Below are 18,020 nucleotides of genomic sequence, written 5' to 3'. Positions count from 1 at the left end.
AACATCCTGATTAAAAATGAGTGCTTTCGATCATAAAAAGGCATTGGCCGATATTCCGCACAAACCTGGCGTATACCAGTATTTTGATGCAGAAGGTACGCTGATCTATATCGGCAAGGCCAAAGACCTACGCAATCGGGTAGGTTCTTATTTCAATCAGGACAACCAGATGAATGGCAAGACCAAAGTGTTGGTCTCCAAAATCAGACGCATCAGTTTTACCATTGTCGATACCGAGATCGATGCTTGGTTACTGGAAAACAGTTTGATCAAAAAGCATCTGCCCCGTTACAACATCATGCTCAAAGATGACAAGACCTATCCTTGGATCATCATCAAAAAAGAGTCGTTTCCACGTGTTTATTGGACCCGTAAAATGGTGAAGGATGGTTCTACCTATTTTGGACCCTATGCTTCGGTGGGCATGATGCATACCATTCTCGATCTTATTAAAGAAACCTATACCCTAAGAACCTGTAACCTTCCATTAACCACACAGAACATCAATGACGGAAAGTTTAAGGTCTGTTTAGAATACCAGATTGGCAATTGCAAAGGACCTTGTCAAAATTACCAGTCTAAAGAAGATTACGACCAAAACATTGAAGAAATCAAAGATATCCTAAACGGGAAAATCGGAAATGTAATCCGTGAGGTAAAACAGGTGGTTAAAAAAGCTTCTGAAGATCTGAATTTTGAGTTGGCGCATAACTACCAAAAGAAATTGGTGGTACTGGAAAAATACCAGAGCAAATCAACCGTAGTAAATAGTGCAATTACCAATGTAGATGTGGTGAGCATCGCTTCAGATGAGCGTTATGCCTTTGTCAATTACCTTAAAGTAATGAATGGTAGCATTATCCAAACACAAACCATAAGATCAAAAAACGTTTGGACGAAACCGATGAAGAACTGTTAACCATTGCCATTACCGAGTTCAGAACAAAATTCAAAAGTACGTCTAAAGAAATCATCGTTCCCTTTGCCATTCCTTTGAACGACCAAAACCTCAAGTTTACGGTACCTAAATTAGGTGAAAAGAAAAAACTGTTAGAACTGTCTGAGAAAAACGTGATGTTCTTTAAACGGGAAAAGCTAAATCAATACGAGAAACTCAACCCAGATCTAAGAACAGACCGGATTTTGAGCCAGATGCAGAAAGATTTGAGGCTGACACAATTGCCCCAACATATCGAATGTTTTGACAATTCAAACTTCCAGGGCAAGTATCCGGTTTCTGCCATTGTGGTTTTTAAGGATGCCAAACCCAGCAAAAAGGACTACCGCCATTTTAACGTGAAAACGGTTGAAGGCCCCAATGATTTTGCCACCATGGAAGAGGCCGTTTATAGGCGCTACAAGCGCATGTTGGAAGAAGAACAGCAATTGCCCCAACTCATCATCATTGATGGCGGTAAGGGCCAGCTATCATCTGCAGTGAGCAGTTTAAAGAAACTAGGAATCGACAAGAAGGTAACAGTAATCGGCATTGCCAAACGCTTGGAAGAATTGTATTATCCTGGTGATAGTTTTCCTTTATACCTAGATAAAAAATCTGAAACGTTAAAGGTCATACAACAATTACGGGATGAGGCCCACCGCTTTGGGATTACGTTTCACCGTAAGAAAAGAGACCAAGGTACACTCAAGACCGAACTAGAGATCATCCCCGGTATTGGCAAAACAACGGCCGACAAGTTATTGGTTAAATTCAAATCTGTAAAAAGGATCAAAGAAGCCAAAGAAGAAGAGCTTGCAGAAATTCTTAACAAGAAACAGATCATCGCTTTAAGCGATTACTTTAAAGCTTAAGTTAGTCGAGATTAAAAATCTCGACTATTGTTACTGGATTTTAACTCCATTATAAATAGGATCCGGATTGCAAATCCGGACCAACAGCATTACAAATCCGGACCGACGACAGTGCATAAAAAAGCCCCGATAAATTATCGAGGCTTTTCTTTTAATATTCCCAAAGACCTTGTTCAAAATCGGCCATTCTCTTTTTGATTCTTTCTGCTTCGAGCAATCTTTCTTTAGAAGTTAAGAATAGATCCTCTAATCTGTTATCCGCAGCATTTGATTCTTTCGTAATGTTACTATAGAACAGTCTTCTGATGAAAACATCATCGAAGTTAATTCCCGAATTATCGTTACCATTATTGGCCACTTTATGTTTTACCAAGACTCGCGTAGGTCGTCGAAATAGAACCATCCCACCGCACTTCTCAACGTATCAGCTCTTACGGTATTGGTAACTGGATCGATAACAGGATTACCATTGTTATCCATCTGTGTTTTCACATCGATCCTTACCGGAGCAATACCAATGATCCTTGGTTCAAAAATCCCTCTTTTGATATCTAAGATCCAATCTTCCTTAATCCTAATGATTGGATAACTTGCTGCAAAAAATTCGTTGTTTGCTCTATTTACTTCATTCGTACTTGGATTAACACCTAAAAAAGCGGTATCAACAGCAGAGCTACTGGTATCACTGATCTTCTTCTGACTAATTGGATCTCCATTCTGGAAATCTTCATTGTCACTCGCATACATATCCAATTCACCGTTCTTCAACGCTTCGTAAATTATCCCCAACAGGTTGATCTTAGGCGAAGCTAAAACAGAATTGCCACGGTCACGCAGATCAATTTCTCTCCAGATACGTTTGGTAAAGGCCACATCTTCTTTATTCACCACAGAGTAAGGTACAACGGTATCTGCTTCTGTAGTCTCCTTATAGATATAACCATCCTTTTTAGGCCCCAATTTCTTTTTAGGGATTACCTTTTTATCTTGTACCGGAGGTTGAACTGTATTCTGAGCGAAGACAGCACCTGTTAATGATAGCAATGCGAATAGAAAAAATATTCTTTTCATAATTTTTTAGTTTGCAGTAAATACCATCGTATTTATAATAGGCGTACGGCCATCTGGCAGCTGAACCTGTATATTATCAATGTAAACAGTTGATTTAAATGGAAGGTTTGCCATTGCTGCTTTAGCTTGAGGGCTTAAATTTCCACCTGAACAGAAAAATTGTTGTCCTTCTTGTCTAGGTCTAACCACTGTAACCGTAAATTTAAGTACCGGTATTTTAACATCGAATTCAAAGTTATCGATGCTGGCTACCACTTGCCCATTGGTAAGTTTGCTTCCCGTAAGGATGCCGCCCATCACTCCAGCAAATTTGGCTGTTGGATTAGGAATAGGTTTTACCCTGAACACGTTGCTACCCAAGCTTAAAGTCTTTCCATCGGCTGTTCCAGAAACACTAATGGTCACTTCTTTTCCAACCATGCTACCTGGTACATTAACTTCGTACTTACCTGCACTACCTGTTAAAGAACCACCAGAGATGGTCGCTTTTAGGCTTTCTAAAGAAAAACCTGGTGCTGAAACAGAGAATGGATTGTCTATGCCTGCGTAGATTACATTTAATCTTGTTGAAGAAACTGTTGCCGATGGTTTGGCTACCTGATAAGTAATCGGCTGCGTTTCGTAGATTTTTACTTCTCCATCTGCCTGTTTCACTCTGATTGTACCTTTCCACGTAAAAGAACCTACCGAACTTGTTCCACCTGTATAGGTTCCAACTCCATCTTTTACATTTAATGAAGTTCCTCCAACGGAGATATCAGGATTAGATTTTGAATCGCTAGCCGTTAAGAACACCTCAGCCTTGTAAGGTTGACCTTGAATCACATAACTTCCAGAAGGAACCGCAACAGCCTTAAACCTATCCAAAGTCATTTGGGTTTGGTTCATTCCGCTAAATAGTTTTTTAACTACCTCAGCTTCGGCATTTTTCAGATCCGCTTGGATTTTGGTCAAAATGGTATTTGCCGCGGTTAAAGGTGTTCCTTCACCAAAGTTGATATCTTCCCATTTTTTCTTCCCATTGATGGCCTTTTCAGGATCTTTGGCTTCTAAAGAAAAGGATACATTCGCTTTGTCTTTGTCATCCAACAACGAAATCAGTTTTGAACGGGTTTCGTTGATCTTTGCTTTTAACTGCTCTCCTTCTTTTTTGTTGATCATGATATTTTGAGCAATATCCATATTGTCTCTCAATACAAAATCACCAGTTTCTGGATCAATACCCTCACCTGCCGTTTTAAACTCATCCTTTAATCTTTGAATGTTTTTGTTCAGTTCTTCGGCATAAGCTTTGGCCTTGTTGGCTTTATCCCACAAAGGTTGGGCACGTTCTGGTTTGTTTTTGAGTTCTGTATTCTGAAATGCGCTAAAAAGTTGGTCTAAGCTAGTGCTTACATTGGTTTTAGAGGCATCTAAACTATCGTTGATATTTTTAAATGCATTTAATATTGTATCTGAAACGTTTAGGGCAAGCATAGCCAACAATACCAAATACATGATATTGATCATCTTCTGCCTTGTCGTTTCTCTTCCTCCTGCCATGTTTAATTAGGTTTTTTGGTTAAAATGATACAAAAATTAAACACGAGGTTGGTTCATTGCAGTTAGCATATTGCCATAAATTGAATTTAATGACGCTAGGTTTTTAGCCAGTTTGCCCACTTCTTCTTTAAACTGTTTCGAATCTTCCATCGATTCGTTGAAGTTGTTCATCGTCAATGACAGATTCTGATAGAACTTGTTCATTGATTTCAAGTGTGCGCTAGAATCCTGTAATTCTAATTCATATACAGCATTTAAGGCCGATAGGTTTTTGGCAAGGTTATTCACCTGATCATGGTAAGCCTGAGAATCGACATTGCTTTCTCCCATTTGTACCAATTGCTCAGTTGCTTTACCAAAGGCGGTACTTAAGCTATCGAAGCTTGAAGAAGCTGTTTTGATTTTGCCTGTAAATTCGTTTGTAGCCGTAGCTGCATCGGTTACGTTAGAAATAGTGGCCACTTTATCGCCAAAAGTACGTAAACCTGTACCCAAGCTTTCAATCAGTTCTGGTCCTATTTTAGCATCAACCAACATTTTATCTAAAGCAGCAGTAGAAGAGAAACCTGCAGCGGCAACTGCTGGTCTGGCAGAAGCTTTAGGCAGTTCGCCCGTAAACTTATCACTTAATTCAGGATAGACACGCTCCCAAGGCAATTCTGGCTCAGGTGGATATAATCCTGTTAAAAAGAACAATATTGCTTCTACCCCAAGTCCAACACCTATAATATAGTTGGCGTAAGAACCGCCCCAGTGTACAATTTTAGCCAATGCACCGATAATCACTATACTCGCTCCCCAGGAAATCGCCACGTGTAACCATCCTGGTTGTTTTCTTGCTGCCATAATCTTTTAAAAGTTTTGTTTTAGTTTGTTGCTTGTTGAATTTAGTTTAAAGTGCTTCCGGCAAAATCAGATACACAACGGAAACCAATGTAAGATCTTGGTTTGTCTTGGTATTCGTAAGTTGCCACAGAATTTTGAAGGAAGAAACCAATGTCCTTCCAAGAATCGCCACGAACCACTTTAGCTCCTTTGGCAGTATTTGTATAGTTAGGATTAAAATCTAATAATAAAGCAGTGGCCGATTTGTTATAGGCAGTACTGGTCCATTCGGCTACGTTTCCTGCCATGCAGTACAAGCCATAATCGTTTGGCATGTAAGATTTGGCATCAACGGTGTACATTCCACCATCATCAGAATAGTTACCTCTACCCACCTTAAAGTTTGCCTGTAAGCAGCCCTTAACGTTCATGATATATGGTCCACCCCATGGATATTTAGTCTGTGTTTTACCACCTCTTGCGGCATATTCAAATTCTTGGTCGGTTGGCAAACGATAGTCACTTCTCGAGTTTACAGGGATTTTTCTAGCAGCCGCCACGTTTTGATATATCATGCTTCTCCAGTTACAGAAAGCATTGGCCTGCTCCCAAGTTACCCCAACTACTGGATACTTATCGTAAGATGGGTGGTTAAAATAGGTTTTAACCATTGGATCGTTCTGTGAGTAAGAATAATCGATTTTCCAAACCATCGTATCTGGATAAACACTCACAGAAGGGTGCTCATTTGCTTTTCCAGGTGTTGGATTATCGGTATAGGTTTCAATAAAGTCTTGTCTGCTTTTGTTTGGATCATTTCTGCCAGCTGCCGCTAGATCATAGCTTTCATAGCTATAGGCATATCTCAGCCTTCTCACATCAATTTGGTTTTTACCTGGCAAAGCATCTTTACCTGCATAGTACATGTTCTGAAGTTTTGCTTTGTATTGGCTATTTCTGCCCCAAATATTCACCCCATTGTCACCTACTTTTCTCCAATCGATATTTTGTGGCCCCATTGCCGGAGCACCGCCAGTAGTAGCCACGGGTTTGTATAGACCTGGAGCACCAGCTTGTCCCATTGAAGTTACTGCGATTGAATCTCTAACCCAATTTACAAATTGACGGTACTCTGCATTTGTAATCTCTGTTTGATCCATGTAGAACGCCGTAAAAGAGGTCATTCTGCTCGGATTACCATGATAAAAACTAATGTCTTCATCGGTCATCCCAATTAGCGTTCTTCCCTGCGGGATAAAAACCATCCCAAAAGGAATTGTCTTATTCTTGAATTTTTTATTAAAGGCACCTACCAGCTCTCCCTGCGAGCCGCCTTTAGAACAGCTTGCCAGTATGCCACAGATGATAAAAAAACCAAGAAAGTATATTTTTCTCATAAATCAATTAAAGCGAAGTCTTAGTTATATTAATAGCAATTTTATCGAATATCCTTGATATAAACAATTATTTGCCCAAAAAAATCAACAACCTTAGCGAATTAAGTTGTTACAACAGATAAATTTAACGTCAAATTTACCTGTCCTAAAAACAACTGTTATTTTTTCAAGCCTATCGATTGCACGATCTATCCGGGCCTTCACTTTAAACTGATAGACCTAAACGCGAAAAAACATCAAAAAACTACTTGTTTGATTTTTTGATATAGTTTTCAATAGCCATGATCATCGATGGAGCCTCTGGACTTGGCGCTGCAATATCTACAATCTGCCCTGCCTCTGTGGCGGCCTTGTTGGTATTAGAACCAAAGGCGGCAATACGGGTATTGTTCTGCTTAAAGTCTGGGAAATTGATGTAGAGCGATTGGATACTAGATGGACTGAAAAATGCGATCACATCATAAAATACCTCTGCCAAATCAGAAAGATCGCTCACTACAGTTTTAAACAAAACCGCTGGTGTAACGTCGTATCCATTTTTTTGAAGGAAGTTCATGGTATCTTCGGTAGCCACATCAGAACATGGATACAAGAATTTCTCAGTTGCGTGTTTCTTCAATATTTCGGCTAGGTCAGAAGCGGTTTGCTTACCAAAGAAAATTTTGCGTTTTCTGTATTGGATGTACTTCTGCAGATATAATGCCGTAGATTCAGAGATGCAAAAATATTTAAGGTCTGCAGGCACTTCATATCTCATTTCTTCACATATTCTAAAGAAATGATCTACTGCATTACGGCTCGTAAACACCACTGCGGTAAAGTCTGCTAGATTAACTTTATCTTTTCTAAAGTCTCTGGCTGGCACTCCTTCAACATGAATAAACGATCTGAAATCAATTTTCAAGTTGTACTTTTTTGCCAGATCAAAATAAGGCGATTTTTCTGTTTCCGGCTTTGGTAAAGTGATCAGTATACTTTTTACTTTACGTAACCTATCTTCTTTCTTTTCCTGCATTTTAACTAATTACCTCTTAAAATCCTATTGCCTTGATTAATATTAAAATAGGGCAAATTTCGAGGGTGCAAAAGTACAAAAATAAATAGACTTTTGAAAACCGATAATGAGATAAAATATTTATTCCGGCCCTAATAAACTGAAAAACAAAAATAATTGCCAACAAAATTGTCGCTATCGCAATATAAAATACGCCATATTTGAGTGGTGACAGGGCAAAAGCAACAACCAGGGGCATGAACAATAAGGAAGCATTAAAATAACTTAAATATAATATAGAGATGTATTCATTTACCGGTTTTTGAACATTAAATACATAACCGAGCAACCGCAATACGATTATTTTAAGAACATACAGCACGATGATCAGGATAGAAATCGTCACATAGAACTGAAACCCTTGGGCTACATCATCAATCTTTTTGTATTGTGCCATCAGGAAGAAGAACATGCCAATGGTAAATCCAAACTGCACAAACAACAATAGAAATGGCCATGATGTAAAAAGGTTATCTTCCTTATTCAAATTGCCCAAGGCCCTATTGCTAAAGAACGATTGCACGATAGCGACCAACTGTTTTGAAAAAGTATTCTTTAAAATGGCGAACAACAAGATCAACCCTGCAATGACGGCCAATATCCAAACCTCACCTTTGGGTAGCAATGAACCCGCTTGGTATACGGCTATGGTTTCGTCTTTGGCCAAATACCTATTGATCAGGTAAGCTTGGTCAAAAAAGGGATAACCAAAGCTCTTGCTCATACTGTCGGCCATTAATGCCTTGGTAAGCGAATCGGGCAATAATAAAATCTTTGGGCTGATGGTATCTTTTACCAAAGTAAGCACCTGGGCAGAATCCAGACTGTCTATCAACACCATGTCCCTGCTGCCGGTATCTGGTTTTTGGGGTACCTGTTTAGCCTTAACCGTAGTTAGGCAAACCGCAATGAGCAAGAAAAAAAGCCAAATACCCTTTTTATACATGTAAAATCAACAAAATATCAATTGTTTGCCACAAATTTAGTGCTTTATTATTTTGTTTTCCTAATGATAGGTAAAGCAATAGCCAAAAGACGATATGATTTAATTAATTTATCTTTGCCCAATGGCTGGTGTATATATCCACATTCCCTTCTGTAAAAAGGCTTGTACCTATTGTGATTTTCATTTCACTACTTCTTTGAAGTATGTAGACGAAATGACGGATGCCATCTGCACGGAAATCAGGTTAAAAAAAGACAGGATCAACGAGCAGGTTGGCAGCATCTATTTTGGCGGGGGCACGCCATCGGTTCTGCCTGCCAAATCCCTACAACAGATATTTGATACACTTACCGAGTGCTTTTCCATTTCGGCAATTGCCGAAATCACCTTAGAAGCAAACCCAGACGACCTTGATGCAAAAAAATCAAGGACTTACGTCAACTGCCCATCAACCGTTTCAGTATTGGAATACAATCTTTTTTCAATGAAGACCTGATCTGGATGAATAGGGCGCACAACGCTGATGAGGCCGAAAGTTGTATCAAAAGAGCGCAGGATGCTGGATTCGAAAATCTAAGTATCGACCTAATTTATGGTTATCCCATCTTAACGGACGAGAAATGGCTGTCGAACATCCATACCGCAACCAGTCTTCAAACACCCCATATTTCGGCCTATTCCTTAACTGTTGAAGCCAAAACCGCATTGGCCAATGCCATACAAAAAGGAAAACAGATTGGTTTGAACGACGAACAAAGTGCTGCACAGTTTCTGTTGTTGACCCAACAGTTGGCCAAAGCTGGCTTTGAACAGTATGAGATTTCAAACTATAGCCTACCCAACCGTTATGCTGTTCACAACACCAATTATTGGAAAGGCATCCCCTATTTGGGTATCGGGCCTTCTGCCCATGGTTTTGATGGGCACAACAGGTATATCAATATGGCCAACAACGCGAAATATTTAAGTTTACTGGCCGATAAAAAACTTGCAGAAACCGTTGAAGAATTGAGTTTACTTGATCGGTTTAACGAATATATCATGACTTCTTTACGGACCATGTGGGGAACAGACCTGCAACAGATCGGTAAAGAATTTGGTGCTACCTATACCGAACTGACAAAAAAACAGGCCAGACCATTTATTGAAAATGGTCAATTGACCATTACAGATCATGTACTGCAATTGACAAACGAAGGCAAACTATTTGCAGATGGGATTGCCGCCACACTTTTTGCAGAAGATGAGGATTAATTTTTAAGCTATGAAAAATAAAGTTGTTTGGATCACTGGTGCTTCCTCCGGAATTGGAGAAGCCTTGGTTTACGCCTATAACGCGATGGGTGCAAAATTGATTATTTCTGCCCGCAACAGAGATGAGCTATTTAGGGTAAAATCTAACTGTAAAGACCAGATCAACGTTCATGTGTTATCCTTAGATCTAGCAGATGGTAACGCGTTACCGAGCAAAGCTGCAGATGCCATACGCATTTATGGAAACATAGATATCTTGATCAATAGTGGCGGCATTAGTCAGCGAAGTTTGGCCATGGATACAGACCTAGCTACAGAACAACGTCTAATGGACGTAAATTTCTGGGGTACTGTTAGCTTAAGTAAGGCTGTACTTCCACAGATGCTAGCCAGAGGCGAAGGTCATATTGTTTGTGTAAGTAGCTTAGTGGGCAAGTTCGGTACACGCTTTCGTTCGGCCTACTCCGCTTCCAAACATGCTTTACATGGTTATTTTGACTCCCTTAGAATAGAAATCGACAATCCCAATGTCCACATCCTTTTGGTCTGCCCAGGTTTCATCAAAACCAATGTCACCATCAATGCCCTAACAGCCAATGGCTCGGCCCAAGGCACAATGGACGACGCACAAGCAAATGGCATGGCCCCTGAAGTTTGCGCACAAGAAATCATCAAAGCCATTGTGGCCAAAAAAGAAGAAGTCTACATTGGTGGCAAAGAAACAAAAGGCATCCTGCTCAAAAGATTTTTCCCTAAACTATTTTCTAAAATCATTAGAAAAGCAAAGGTGACTTAGGCACAAAAGCAAATCAACATGCTAATTATCAGCGATTTAAAATTAATTTAATTTTTTTTCAATCTGCTCGGGTTTATTCTCCGTATCTGCTTTCATATCAAATTAAAAAAATATGAAAAGAATATTCCTATCTGCAATTGTCATAGTAGCTATGGCATTTACCACTCAAGTTCACGCTCAAAAAAATCCAATGGTTGGTGGTGCTGCAATGTATCCTACCAAAGATATTGTTGACAATGCTGTGAATTCAAAAGACCACACCACGCTAGTTACAGCTGTTAAAGCGGCAGGTCTGGTAGCGACTTTAAAAAGTGCTGGTCCTTTTACCGTATTTGCACCAACCAACGAAGCTTTTGCCAAATTACCAAAAGGCACTGTAGAAACCTTGGTTAAACCTGAGAACAAAGCAACATTAACCAAAATTTTAACCTACCATGTCGTAGCTGGCAAAATGGGCAGCAAAGAAATAGCAGCAGCAATTAAAGCTGGCAAAGGTAAAGCAGAATTGACCACAGTAGAAGGTGGCAAGCTATGGGCTTGGATGGAAGGCAAAAACCTGATGTTGAAAGACGAGAAAGGTGGCATGGCTAAAGTAACGATCAAAGATGTTTTCCAAAGCAATGGTGTAATTCATGTAATTGACACCGTATTAATGCCGAAATAAGAGGTCAATCGCCCAATTTTACCTATTGATGAGAAGCGTCCCAGATTTTTGGGACGCTTTTTTTATGAAGCAACCTAACCTTAAATTATCATAGACTTAACATTTTATGATGTGAATCATATTTTTTTCAAATTTTAATTTACACTTTTGTGTCGGGTAGATGATTTGATCAGTTCCATCCAAAACTTAATTTATTGGCACATTATGAGCTTTATTTTAAAACCTGTTGATACAGTTGAAACGATTAGTAGAGAAGATTTCAAGAAAAATTATCTTGACAAGAAAAAACCTTTGATCATTAAAGGTTTGACCAAAGATTGGCCTGCTAGAGAAAAATGGACTACTGAATATTTAAAAGAAATAGCAGGCGAACTTGAAGTTCCTCTTTACGACAACTCTAAAGCCGACCCTGCAAAGCCGATCAATGCGGCAGCTGCACACATGAAGTTTGGCGATTACCTAGACTTGATCAAACGTGAGCCAACTGAATTGAGGATATTCTTTTTTAACCTGTTTAAAAAAGTACCAAGTCTGATCAACGATATCAAGATACCAAAAGACCTGATGGGTGGTTTTATCGAAAGCATGCCGGCCATGTTCTTTGGTGGTTCAAATTCGGTTACTTTTTTACACTATGATATCGACCTTCCACATATCTTCCATACCCACTTTGGTGGCCGCAAACACATCATCCTTTTCGATTACAAATGGAAAGAAAGATTGTATTGTTTGCCTAACGCCACTTACGCTTTAGAAGACTATAAAGTTGACAACCCTGATTTCGAAAAATTTCCTGCCCTTAAAGGTGTTGAAGGTTATGAAGTATTTTTAGAGCATGGTGATACTTTGTTCATGCCAACTGGAATGTGGCACTGGATGAAATATGTTGATGGCTCGTTCTCTTTAAGCTTAAGGGCATGGGACCAATCAATCACCCGTAAAATTGCCAGTGTTTGGAGTTTATTCACCCATGGTGCGGTTGACAGCTTGATCAAAATGACCTTCAAGGAGAAATATGCTACATGGAGAGAAAAGGGTGCGGTTAAACGTGCAGAACGTGCGTTAAAAAACGGTAGCCCGAGATAAAATCTCTTCGCCAACTGCAGTAGTATTGTTTGGTTTTGTTTATCTTTCAAGAATAACCGACAAACCAAACTGCTATTGATGAGCACTATTTCTAAATCCAACAGCCAAATTAAAACTGGTTTATACGCAGCTATTGTTGTTTTTTTGGCCTACACTATGATTTTCGGTTTTAGAAAATCGTTTACCGTAGCCACTTTTGATGGCCTGACACTAGCAGGCTACAGCTATAAAACCGTTTTGGTGATCTGCCAGATGCTGGGTTATCTTTTGGCCAAGTTCTATGGAATCAAGTATATTTCTGAGTTAAAAAGAACTGGCCGAGGTAAAATCATCTTGCTCCTTACGGCAATTGCTTGGTTAAGTTGGTTGTTTTTTGCCATCGTTCCCCTACCCTACAACATTGTTTTCTTGTTTATCAATGGTTTCCCTTTGGGGATGTTATGGGGCGTGGTGTTTTCTTATGTAGAGGGTAGGCGAAGTACAGATTTTATAGGCGCGGCATTGGCTGTGAGCTTTATTTTCGCCTCTGGCTTTGTCAAATCTGTTGGTGCCTGGTTAATGGTCAACTTCGGCATATCAGAGTTTTGGGTGCCATTTTATACAGGACTGGTCTTCTCCTTGCCATTGGTTCTTTTTGTTTACCTGATGGAAAAAATCCCTGCACCAAGCTTAGAAGACATCAGCTATAGGGCAGAGCGCATCCCAATGACAACAGCCGACCGTAAAAAGTTCATCAAAGATTTTTTTGCCGGTCTGGTAGCCTGTGTATTGATCTATTGTTTTGCCACCATATTTAGAGACATCCGCGATAATTTTGGTGCAGAGATGTGGAAAGAGATGGGTTTTTTTAATCAACCCGCCATATTCTCTAAAACAGAAACCCCAATTACCCTCATCGTGCTGGTATTGATTGGCAGCATGGTATTGATCAAAAACAATTTTCTTGCCTTAAAAAGTGCGCATTACTTTATCCTTATCGGATTTATCTTGGCAGGCACCTGCACCATCCTATTTAAAACTAATCTGCTACAGCCCATCTGGTGGATGACCTTGGTTGGTCTTGGTCTCTACATGGTCTATATTCCTTTTAATGCTGTATTTTTCGACAGGTTGATTTCTACCTTCAAATACACCAGCAACGTAGGTTTCTTGATCTATATCGCCGATTCTTTTGGTTACGTTGGCAGCATCGGGGTGTTGTTGAGCAAAGGATCCTCAAGATCAAATTAAATTGGGTCACATTTTTCTCCAACAGCGTAGTGTTGCTATCGGTAGTTGGCTGTTTACTTACCCTCTTCTCTTTGTATTATTTCACCAAGAAATATCGGCAATTACAAAAGCTTAACTAGAGTGGTCTACCACGATTTTCCAGGCCCCATTAATTTTACGCAACAATAAGGTAAAATAGCCCTTAAAATCAGCATTTACCAGTTTAACATTCCAGCTTCCCAAAACAAAAGCCTAATCTGCCGTCAAAAGCTCTACCTTTTTGATTCCAAAGATCAAGGTACCCATCGCCGTTTTATTTGGATAGTCTTTTCTATAATTATCCAAGGTCTTTTGCCAACCATACGTAGGGCCTTTGCTTCCTACAAACAACACACTGTCACTTTTCCAATAACCCTGCATAAACGCGTTCAGGTCTCCCTTGTTCCAATCGCTACGCACTTTTTCTAATGCCTTTAAAATGGCTTCCTTTTCTGAATTTTGTTGCGCATACACATTAAATGACAGGGTTAACAGCAATAAAAAGATTAGTTTTTTCATGAGAGTTTATGGGTTAGTTAAATTTATGATCATTTACATACAGAAGAGAGTACGCCAACTCGGCTTCTTGATACAAGTATAAACTTATAGGTAAAACTATAGATTCATTTTTATTTCAACCAATAAAATTGTTTCTTTATCTGTACTATGCAAAAAACAGTTACGGCCATTGGCGAGATCTTGTGGGATGTATTACCTGAAGGGAAAAAAGCAGGTGGATCATCTATGAATGTAGCTTTGAATCTTCATAAACAGGGAATCAATAGCCGATTGATCAGCGCTATCGGCGATGATGAAAATGGTACCGAACTTTTAAGTTTCTTATCAACCCAACAGCTCAGCAGTAATTTAATTCAGCTGAATAAAAACTTGCCCACCAGTACTGTTGCCGTAAAACTCGATGCGGAACAACAAGCTACCTATACCATTGTTGAGCCAGTAGCTTGGGATGCGATTGAACTTACAGCAGATGCAATTGCTGCGGTACAATCGGCAGATGCCTTTGTGTATTGCAGCTTAACCTGCCGTAATGAAAAAAGTAGGGCAACGGTTTTGGCATTGATCAAACAGGCCAAACTCAAAGTATTCGACATTAACCTAAGGGAACCATTTTATACCATTGCCACTTTGAAAGCATTATTGGCCGAGGCAGATATCTTAAAGATCAACGAACACGAACTGCTTTATCTACAAACAGCACTCAACTTAACAGGGAGTACAGACGAACAGCTTTTAAAACAATTGACACAGCTATTTGATATCCAGATCATTTGCCTAACGGTGGGTGAAAAAGGTGCTTATGTGCTACATGAAGACAAACTTTATCACCATCCTGGTTATCAGGTTAAAGTGGCCGATACAGTAGGTGCCGGCGATTCTTTCTTGGCTACTTTTTTAGCCAGCTACTTGAATGGTTATCCGTTTGAGCAGATCTTAGACAGGGCCTGCAAGGTTGGAGCCTTTGTGGCCTCGCAAAAAGGGGCAAACCCTCCGTATGGAAGCGAAGTTTTTGAATAGATAGGCAGTTTTCAATCCTGAGTAGAAAGGTCTCAAAAATGACATCAGGCTTAAAATACTCTTGTGTCAAACTTTTACCTTCGATACATCGTTTATATAACTCATGAGAGGATTCCAATTTTCTAAATTCCTGCCAAATGAATTGCCAAAAGGTGGTTTCAATGAATTGTTAAAGCTTTTTACCGAACTGCTCAATTATACCGCTGGTGATGCAGGGGAAGCCTTGGCCTGGATGAATGAACTTGACAAGCAGTACAAGTTTACCAATAATGATTATGCCATGGGCAACTTTATCGACGACCTCAAAGAAAAAGGTTACTTGAAGGAAGAGGATGGCGAAGTGAAGATTACGGCTAAAACAGAGCAGACCATCAGAAAATCTGCCTTAGAAGAGATCTTTGGTAAACTTAAAAAAGCAGGAAAAGGAAACCACAACAGTAACATTTCTGGCATTGGCGAAGAAAAGAATGCAGACCGCAGGGAATATAGTTTTGGCGATAGCCTAGACCAGATCGATATGACGGCTTCTATCCAAAATGCACAGATCAACCATGGCATTGGCGATTTTACCTTAACCGATAGGGACTTAGAGGTAGAAGAAAAAGACTACAAGACATTAACGTCTACCGTGTTGATGATTGATATTTCGCACTCTATGATCTTATATGGGGAGGATCGGATTACGCCCGCAAAAAAAACAGCCATGGCTTTGGCCGAATTGATCAAAACGAAATATCCAAAAGATACGTTAGATATCGTTGTTTTTGGCAACGATGCTTGGCCGATTACCATCAAAGACCTGCCTTATCTACAAGTTGGGCCTTACCATACCAATACCTTGGCCGGATTAGAGTTGGCTACAGACCTTTTGCGCAGGAGAAAAACACACAATAAGCAGATCTTCATGATCACCGATGGGAAACCGACCTGTTTAAAAGAAAATGGCCGTTATTATAAAAACAGCATGGGCCTAGATAGAAAAGTAATTGGCAAAACTTTGAATATGGCCGCCCAATGTAAGCGTTTAAATATCCCTATTACCACTTTTATGATTGCACAAGACCCTTACCTACAACAGTTTGTAAGGCAATTTACCCAGATCAACGGTGGAAGGGCTTTTTATAGCTCATTAACTGGCTTGGGCGAATACATTTTTGAAGATTATATTAAAAACAGAAGAAAAACCGTAAGGTAGTCTGAAAGTTATCAGACCGAAAGTCGGAAGATATTATCCGACTTCCAGACTTTACCGACTAAATAACACATATGCAAGCAAAAACATTAGGCGAATTAAAAGCCTCAAACTATACCTCATTAAGTGTAAAAGATGAATTGAGGAAAAACCTCATTACACAGCTCCAAAACAAAGAAGCTGGTTTCGAAGGCATACTAGGTTACGATGAAACCGTAATCCCTGAACTACAAACGGCAATCTTATCCCGCCACAATATCTTGTTATTAGGCTTGCGTGGACAGGCAAAAACTAGGATTGCCCGTCTGTTGGTGAACTTGTTGGATGAATATATCCCTTACGTTGCAGGAAGTGAGATTTTTGACGACCCTTTGAATCCAATTTCGTGGTTTGCCAAAAATGAGATCCAAGAAAAAGGTGACGATACGCCTATCCTTTGGCAACACCGCAGCGAACGCTATACCGAAAAACTGGCCACACCCGATGTTACCGTTGCCGATCTGATCGGTGATGTTGACCCTATCAAGGCCGCTACTTTAAAATTAACTTATAACGACGAACGCGTGATCATTTTGGATTGATTCCGAGAGCACATCGAAGTATTTTTGTGATCAACGAACTGCCCGACCTACAAGCCAGAATCCAAGTGGCCTTGTTTAACATGTTGCAAGAAAAGGACATCCAAATCCGTGGTTTCAAATTGCGTTTGCCTTTAGATGTGCAGTTTGTATTTACTGCAAATCCTGAAGACTATACCAATCGTGGGAGCATTGTTACCCCTTTAAAAGACAGGATTGAAAGCCAAATCTTGACACATTATCCTAAAACAATTGAAATCTCTAGGAAAATCACTTTCCAAGAAGCCAAATTGACACCAGCACAACGTTTAATAGAAGCTGATGGCCTGGTGAAAGACCTGATCGAACAAGTAGCTTTCGAGGCTCGAAAAAGTGAATTTATTGATCAAAAATCTGGCGTTTCGGCCCGTTTAACCATATCTGCCTACGAAAATCTGATCAGCAATGCAGAACGCAGGATGTTGATCAATGGAGAGGAAGCTACTTTTGTTCGCTTATCAGACCTGAGTGGTATCATTCCGGCAGTTACTGGTAAGATAGAGCTGGTTTACGAGGGCGAGTTGGAAGGTCCGGCCAAAGTAGCACATACTTTAATCGGTAAAGCTGTAAAACATCTGTTTCCCCGTTACTTCCCCGACCCAGAAAGGGCAAAGAAAAGCAAAACGGCCAACCCGTATACCAAGATTACAGAATGGTTTACGGAGGGAAATACCATCGAAATTGGAGATGAATTGACATTTAAACAGTATCAAAAAGAATTGATGGCTGTGGATGGATTGCATGAATTAGTGCAAAAGTTCCACCCTAAGTTAAGTGAAAACCAGACCTTGTTGTTGATGGAATTTGTATTGCATGGCTTGGCAGAATTTTCTCAAGTAAGCAAAAACTACTTGAATGGTGGTTTCGGTTTTGCAGATATGTTCGAAAGCCTTTTCAATGCAGACCTAACTGATGAAGACGAAGATGATTTTAGATAGTTTACTGTAACTAAAGTTGTTTTTATTATCTAATGTTAGCTA

13 protein-coding genes and 4 pseudogenes are annotated in these 18,020 nt (G+C 39.8%); 10 read left to right on the top strand and 7 right to left on the bottom strand.

Translation table 11 applies throughout. The features are described 5' to 3' along the window. The first annotated feature begins 16 nt into the window (after positions 1-16). A pseudogene (uvrC, locus tag ACFJIZ_RS20505) lies at positions 17-1,812 on the top strand (excinuclease ABC subunit UvrC). A gap of 151 nt (positions 1,813-1,963) precedes the next feature. On the opposite strand, the pseudogene gldN reads toward uvrC, so the two are convergent. From gldN to ACFJIZ_RS20475, 6 genes and pseudogenes are all read right to left on the bottom strand, one after another. Next, positions 1,964-2,883 (bottom strand): annotated as a pseudogene (gldN, locus tag ACFJIZ_RS20500) (gliding motility protein GldN). A 6-nt stretch (positions 2,884-2,889) separates the two neighbouring features. Next, the gene (gene gldM, locus ACFJIZ_RS20495) at positions 2,890-4,425 is read right to left on the bottom strand and encodes a gliding motility protein GldM (RefSeq protein WP_379088437.1); all 1,536 of its coding nucleotides are present in this window, start codon (positions 4,423-4,425) and stop codon (positions 2,890-2,892) included. A gap of 36 nt (positions 4,426-4,461) precedes the next feature. Further along, positions 4,462-5,271, bottom strand: coding sequence for a gliding motility protein GldL (gldL, locus tag ACFJIZ_RS20490; RefSeq protein WP_379088435.1), 810 nt, complete (start codon positions 5,269-5,271; stop codon positions 4,462-4,464). 41 nt (positions 5,272-5,312) lie between these two features. Further along, positions 5,313-6,647, bottom strand: coding sequence for an SUMF1/EgtB/PvdO family nonheme iron enzyme (locus ACFJIZ_RS20485; RefSeq protein WP_379088432.1), 1,335 nt, complete (start codon positions 6,645-6,647; stop codon positions 5,313-5,315). A 244-nt stretch (positions 6,648-6,891) separates the two neighbouring features. Further along, positions 6,892-7,662 carry a uroporphyrinogen-III synthase gene (locus ACFJIZ_RS20480; RefSeq protein WP_379088429.1) on the bottom strand — a complete coding sequence of 257 codons (771 nt, stop codon included), beginning with the start codon at positions 7,660-7,662 and terminating at the stop codon, positions 6,892-6,894. 16 nt (positions 7,663-7,678) lie between these two features. Next, positions 7,679-8,647, bottom strand: coding sequence for a DUF4271 domain-containing protein (locus tag ACFJIZ_RS20475; protein ID WP_379088426.1), 969 nt, complete (start codon positions 8,645-8,647; stop codon positions 7,679-7,681). 121 nt (positions 8,648-8,768) lie between these two features. Between ACFJIZ_RS20475 and ACFJIZ_RS20470 the strand changes: the two are divergent. From ACFJIZ_RS20470 to ACFJIZ_RS20445, 6 genes and pseudogenes are all read left to right on the top strand, one after another. Then, a pseudogene (locus ACFJIZ_RS20470) lies at positions 8,769-9,214 on the top strand (radical SAM protein); the annotation flags it as partial. Positions 9,215-9,589: 375 nt separating this feature from the next. Continuing rightward, positions 9,590-9,901 (top strand): hypothetical protein, encoded by a 312-nt coding sequence (locus ACFJIZ_RS20465; protein WP_379094159.1) that lies wholly within the window; start codon positions 9,590-9,592, stop codon positions 9,899-9,901. Positions 9,902-9,911: 10 nt separating this feature from the next. Continuing rightward, positions 9,912-10,697: an SDR family oxidoreductase gene (locus ACFJIZ_RS20460; protein ID WP_379088423.1), complete on the top strand. Its 786-nt coding sequence runs from the start codon at positions 9,912-9,914 to the stop codon at positions 10,695-10,697. Positions 10,698-10,809: 112 nt separating this feature from the next. Next, entirely contained in the window at positions 10,810-11,361 is a 552-nt protein-coding gene (locus ACFJIZ_RS20455) for a fasciclin domain-containing protein (RefSeq protein ID WP_379088421.1), read from the top strand. A gap of 204 nt (positions 11,362-11,565) precedes the next feature. Further along, positions 11,566-12,447, top strand: coding sequence for a cupin-like domain-containing protein (locus ACFJIZ_RS20450; RefSeq protein ID WP_379088418.1), 882 nt, complete (start codon positions 11,566-11,568; stop codon positions 12,445-12,447). Positions 12,448-12,525: 78 nt separating this feature from the next. Beyond that, the gene (locus ACFJIZ_RS20445; protein ID WP_379088416.1) at positions 12,526-13,677 is read left to right on the top strand and encodes a DUF5690 family protein; all 1,152 of its coding nucleotides are present in this window, start codon (positions 12,526-12,528) and stop codon (positions 13,675-13,677) included. A 231-nt stretch (positions 13,678-13,908) separates the two neighbouring features. Here the strand turns inward: ACFJIZ_RS20445 and ACFJIZ_RS20440 are convergent, their stop codons facing one another. Next, the gene (locus ACFJIZ_RS20440; RefSeq protein ID WP_379088414.1) at positions 13,909-14,214 is read right to left on the bottom strand and encodes a DUF4440 domain-containing protein; all 306 of its coding nucleotides are present in this window, start codon (positions 14,212-14,214) and stop codon (positions 13,909-13,911) included. Between the two features lie 147 nt (positions 14,215-14,361). On the opposite strand from ACFJIZ_RS20440, the gene ACFJIZ_RS20435 reads away from it, so the two are divergent. The 3 genes and pseudogenes from ACFJIZ_RS20435 to ACFJIZ_RS20425 all read left to right on the top strand — a co-directional run bounded on the left by ACFJIZ_RS20435 (position 14,362) and on the right by ACFJIZ_RS20425 (position 17,978). After that, positions 14,362-15,231 (top strand): carbohydrate kinase, encoded by an 870-nt coding sequence (locus tag ACFJIZ_RS20435; protein ID WP_379088411.1) that lies wholly within the window; start codon positions 14,362-14,364, stop codon positions 15,229-15,231. A 103-nt stretch (positions 15,232-15,334) separates the two neighbouring features. After that, entirely contained in the window at positions 15,335-16,426 is a 1,092-nt protein-coding gene (locus ACFJIZ_RS20430; RefSeq protein ID WP_379088408.1) for a VWA domain-containing protein, read from the top strand. Positions 16,427-16,497: 71 nt separating this feature from the next. Further along, positions 16,498-17,978: pseudogene (locus ACFJIZ_RS20425) on the top strand (sigma 54-interacting transcriptional regulator). Positions 17,979-18,020 lie beyond the last annotated feature (42 nt).

This window comes from Pedobacter sp. UC225_65 (genome assembly GCF_042698365.1).
Taxonomy (GTDB): Bacteria; Bacteroidota; Bacteroidia; order Sphingobacteriales; family Sphingobacteriaceae; genus Pedobacter.
Note: the sequence above shows the minus strand (reverse complement) of the source record. Positions and strands in the feature narration are given on the sequence as shown.

Excerpts from the sequence above, each read along its gene's own strand:
- gldM (WP_379088437.1), bottom strand. The coding sequence starts at position 4,425 with ATGGCAGGAGGAAGAGAAACGACAAGGCAGAAGATGATCAATATCATG.
- gldL (WP_379088435.1), bottom strand. The coding sequence starts at position 5,271 with ATGGCAGCAAGAAAACAACCAGGATGGTTACACGTGGCGATTTCCTGG.
- ACFJIZ_RS20485 (WP_379088432.1), bottom strand. The coding sequence starts at position 6,647 with ATGAGAAAAATATACTTTCTTGGTTTTTTTATCATCTGTGGCATACTG.
- ACFJIZ_RS20480 (WP_379088429.1), bottom strand. The coding sequence starts at position 7,662 with ATGCAGGAAAAGAAAGAAGATAGGTTACGTAAAGTAAAAAGTATACTG.
- ACFJIZ_RS20475 (WP_379088426.1), bottom strand. The coding sequence starts at position 8,647 with ATGTATAAAAAGGGTATTTGGCTTTTTTTCTTGCTCATTGCGGTTTGC.
- ACFJIZ_RS20465 (WP_379094159.1), top strand. The coding sequence starts at position 9,590 with ATGGCCAACAACGCGAAATATTTAAGTTTACTGGCCGATAAAAAACTT.
- ACFJIZ_RS20460 (WP_379088423.1), top strand. The coding sequence starts at position 9,912 with ATGAAAAATAAAGTTGTTTGGATCACTGGTGCTTCCTCCGGAATTGGA.
- ACFJIZ_RS20455 (WP_379088421.1), top strand. The coding sequence starts at position 10,810 with ATGAAAAGAATATTCCTATCTGCAATTGTCATAGTAGCTATGGCATTT.
- ACFJIZ_RS20450 (WP_379088418.1), top strand. The coding sequence starts at position 11,566 with ATGAGCTTTATTTTAAAACCTGTTGATACAGTTGAAACGATTAGTAGA.
- ACFJIZ_RS20445 (WP_379088416.1), top strand. The coding sequence starts at position 12,526 with ATGAGCACTATTTCTAAATCCAACAGCCAAATTAAAACTGGTTTATAC.
- ACFJIZ_RS20440 (WP_379088414.1), bottom strand. The coding sequence starts at position 14,214 with ATGAAAAAACTAATCTTTTTATTGCTGTTAACCCTGTCATTTAATGTG.
- ACFJIZ_RS20435 (WP_379088411.1), top strand. The coding sequence starts at position 14,362 with ATGCAAAAAACAGTTACGGCCATTGGCGAGATCTTGTGGGATGTATTA.
- ACFJIZ_RS20430 (WP_379088408.1), top strand. The coding sequence starts at position 15,335 with ATGAGAGGATTCCAATTTTCTAAATTCCTGCCAAATGAATTGCCAAAA.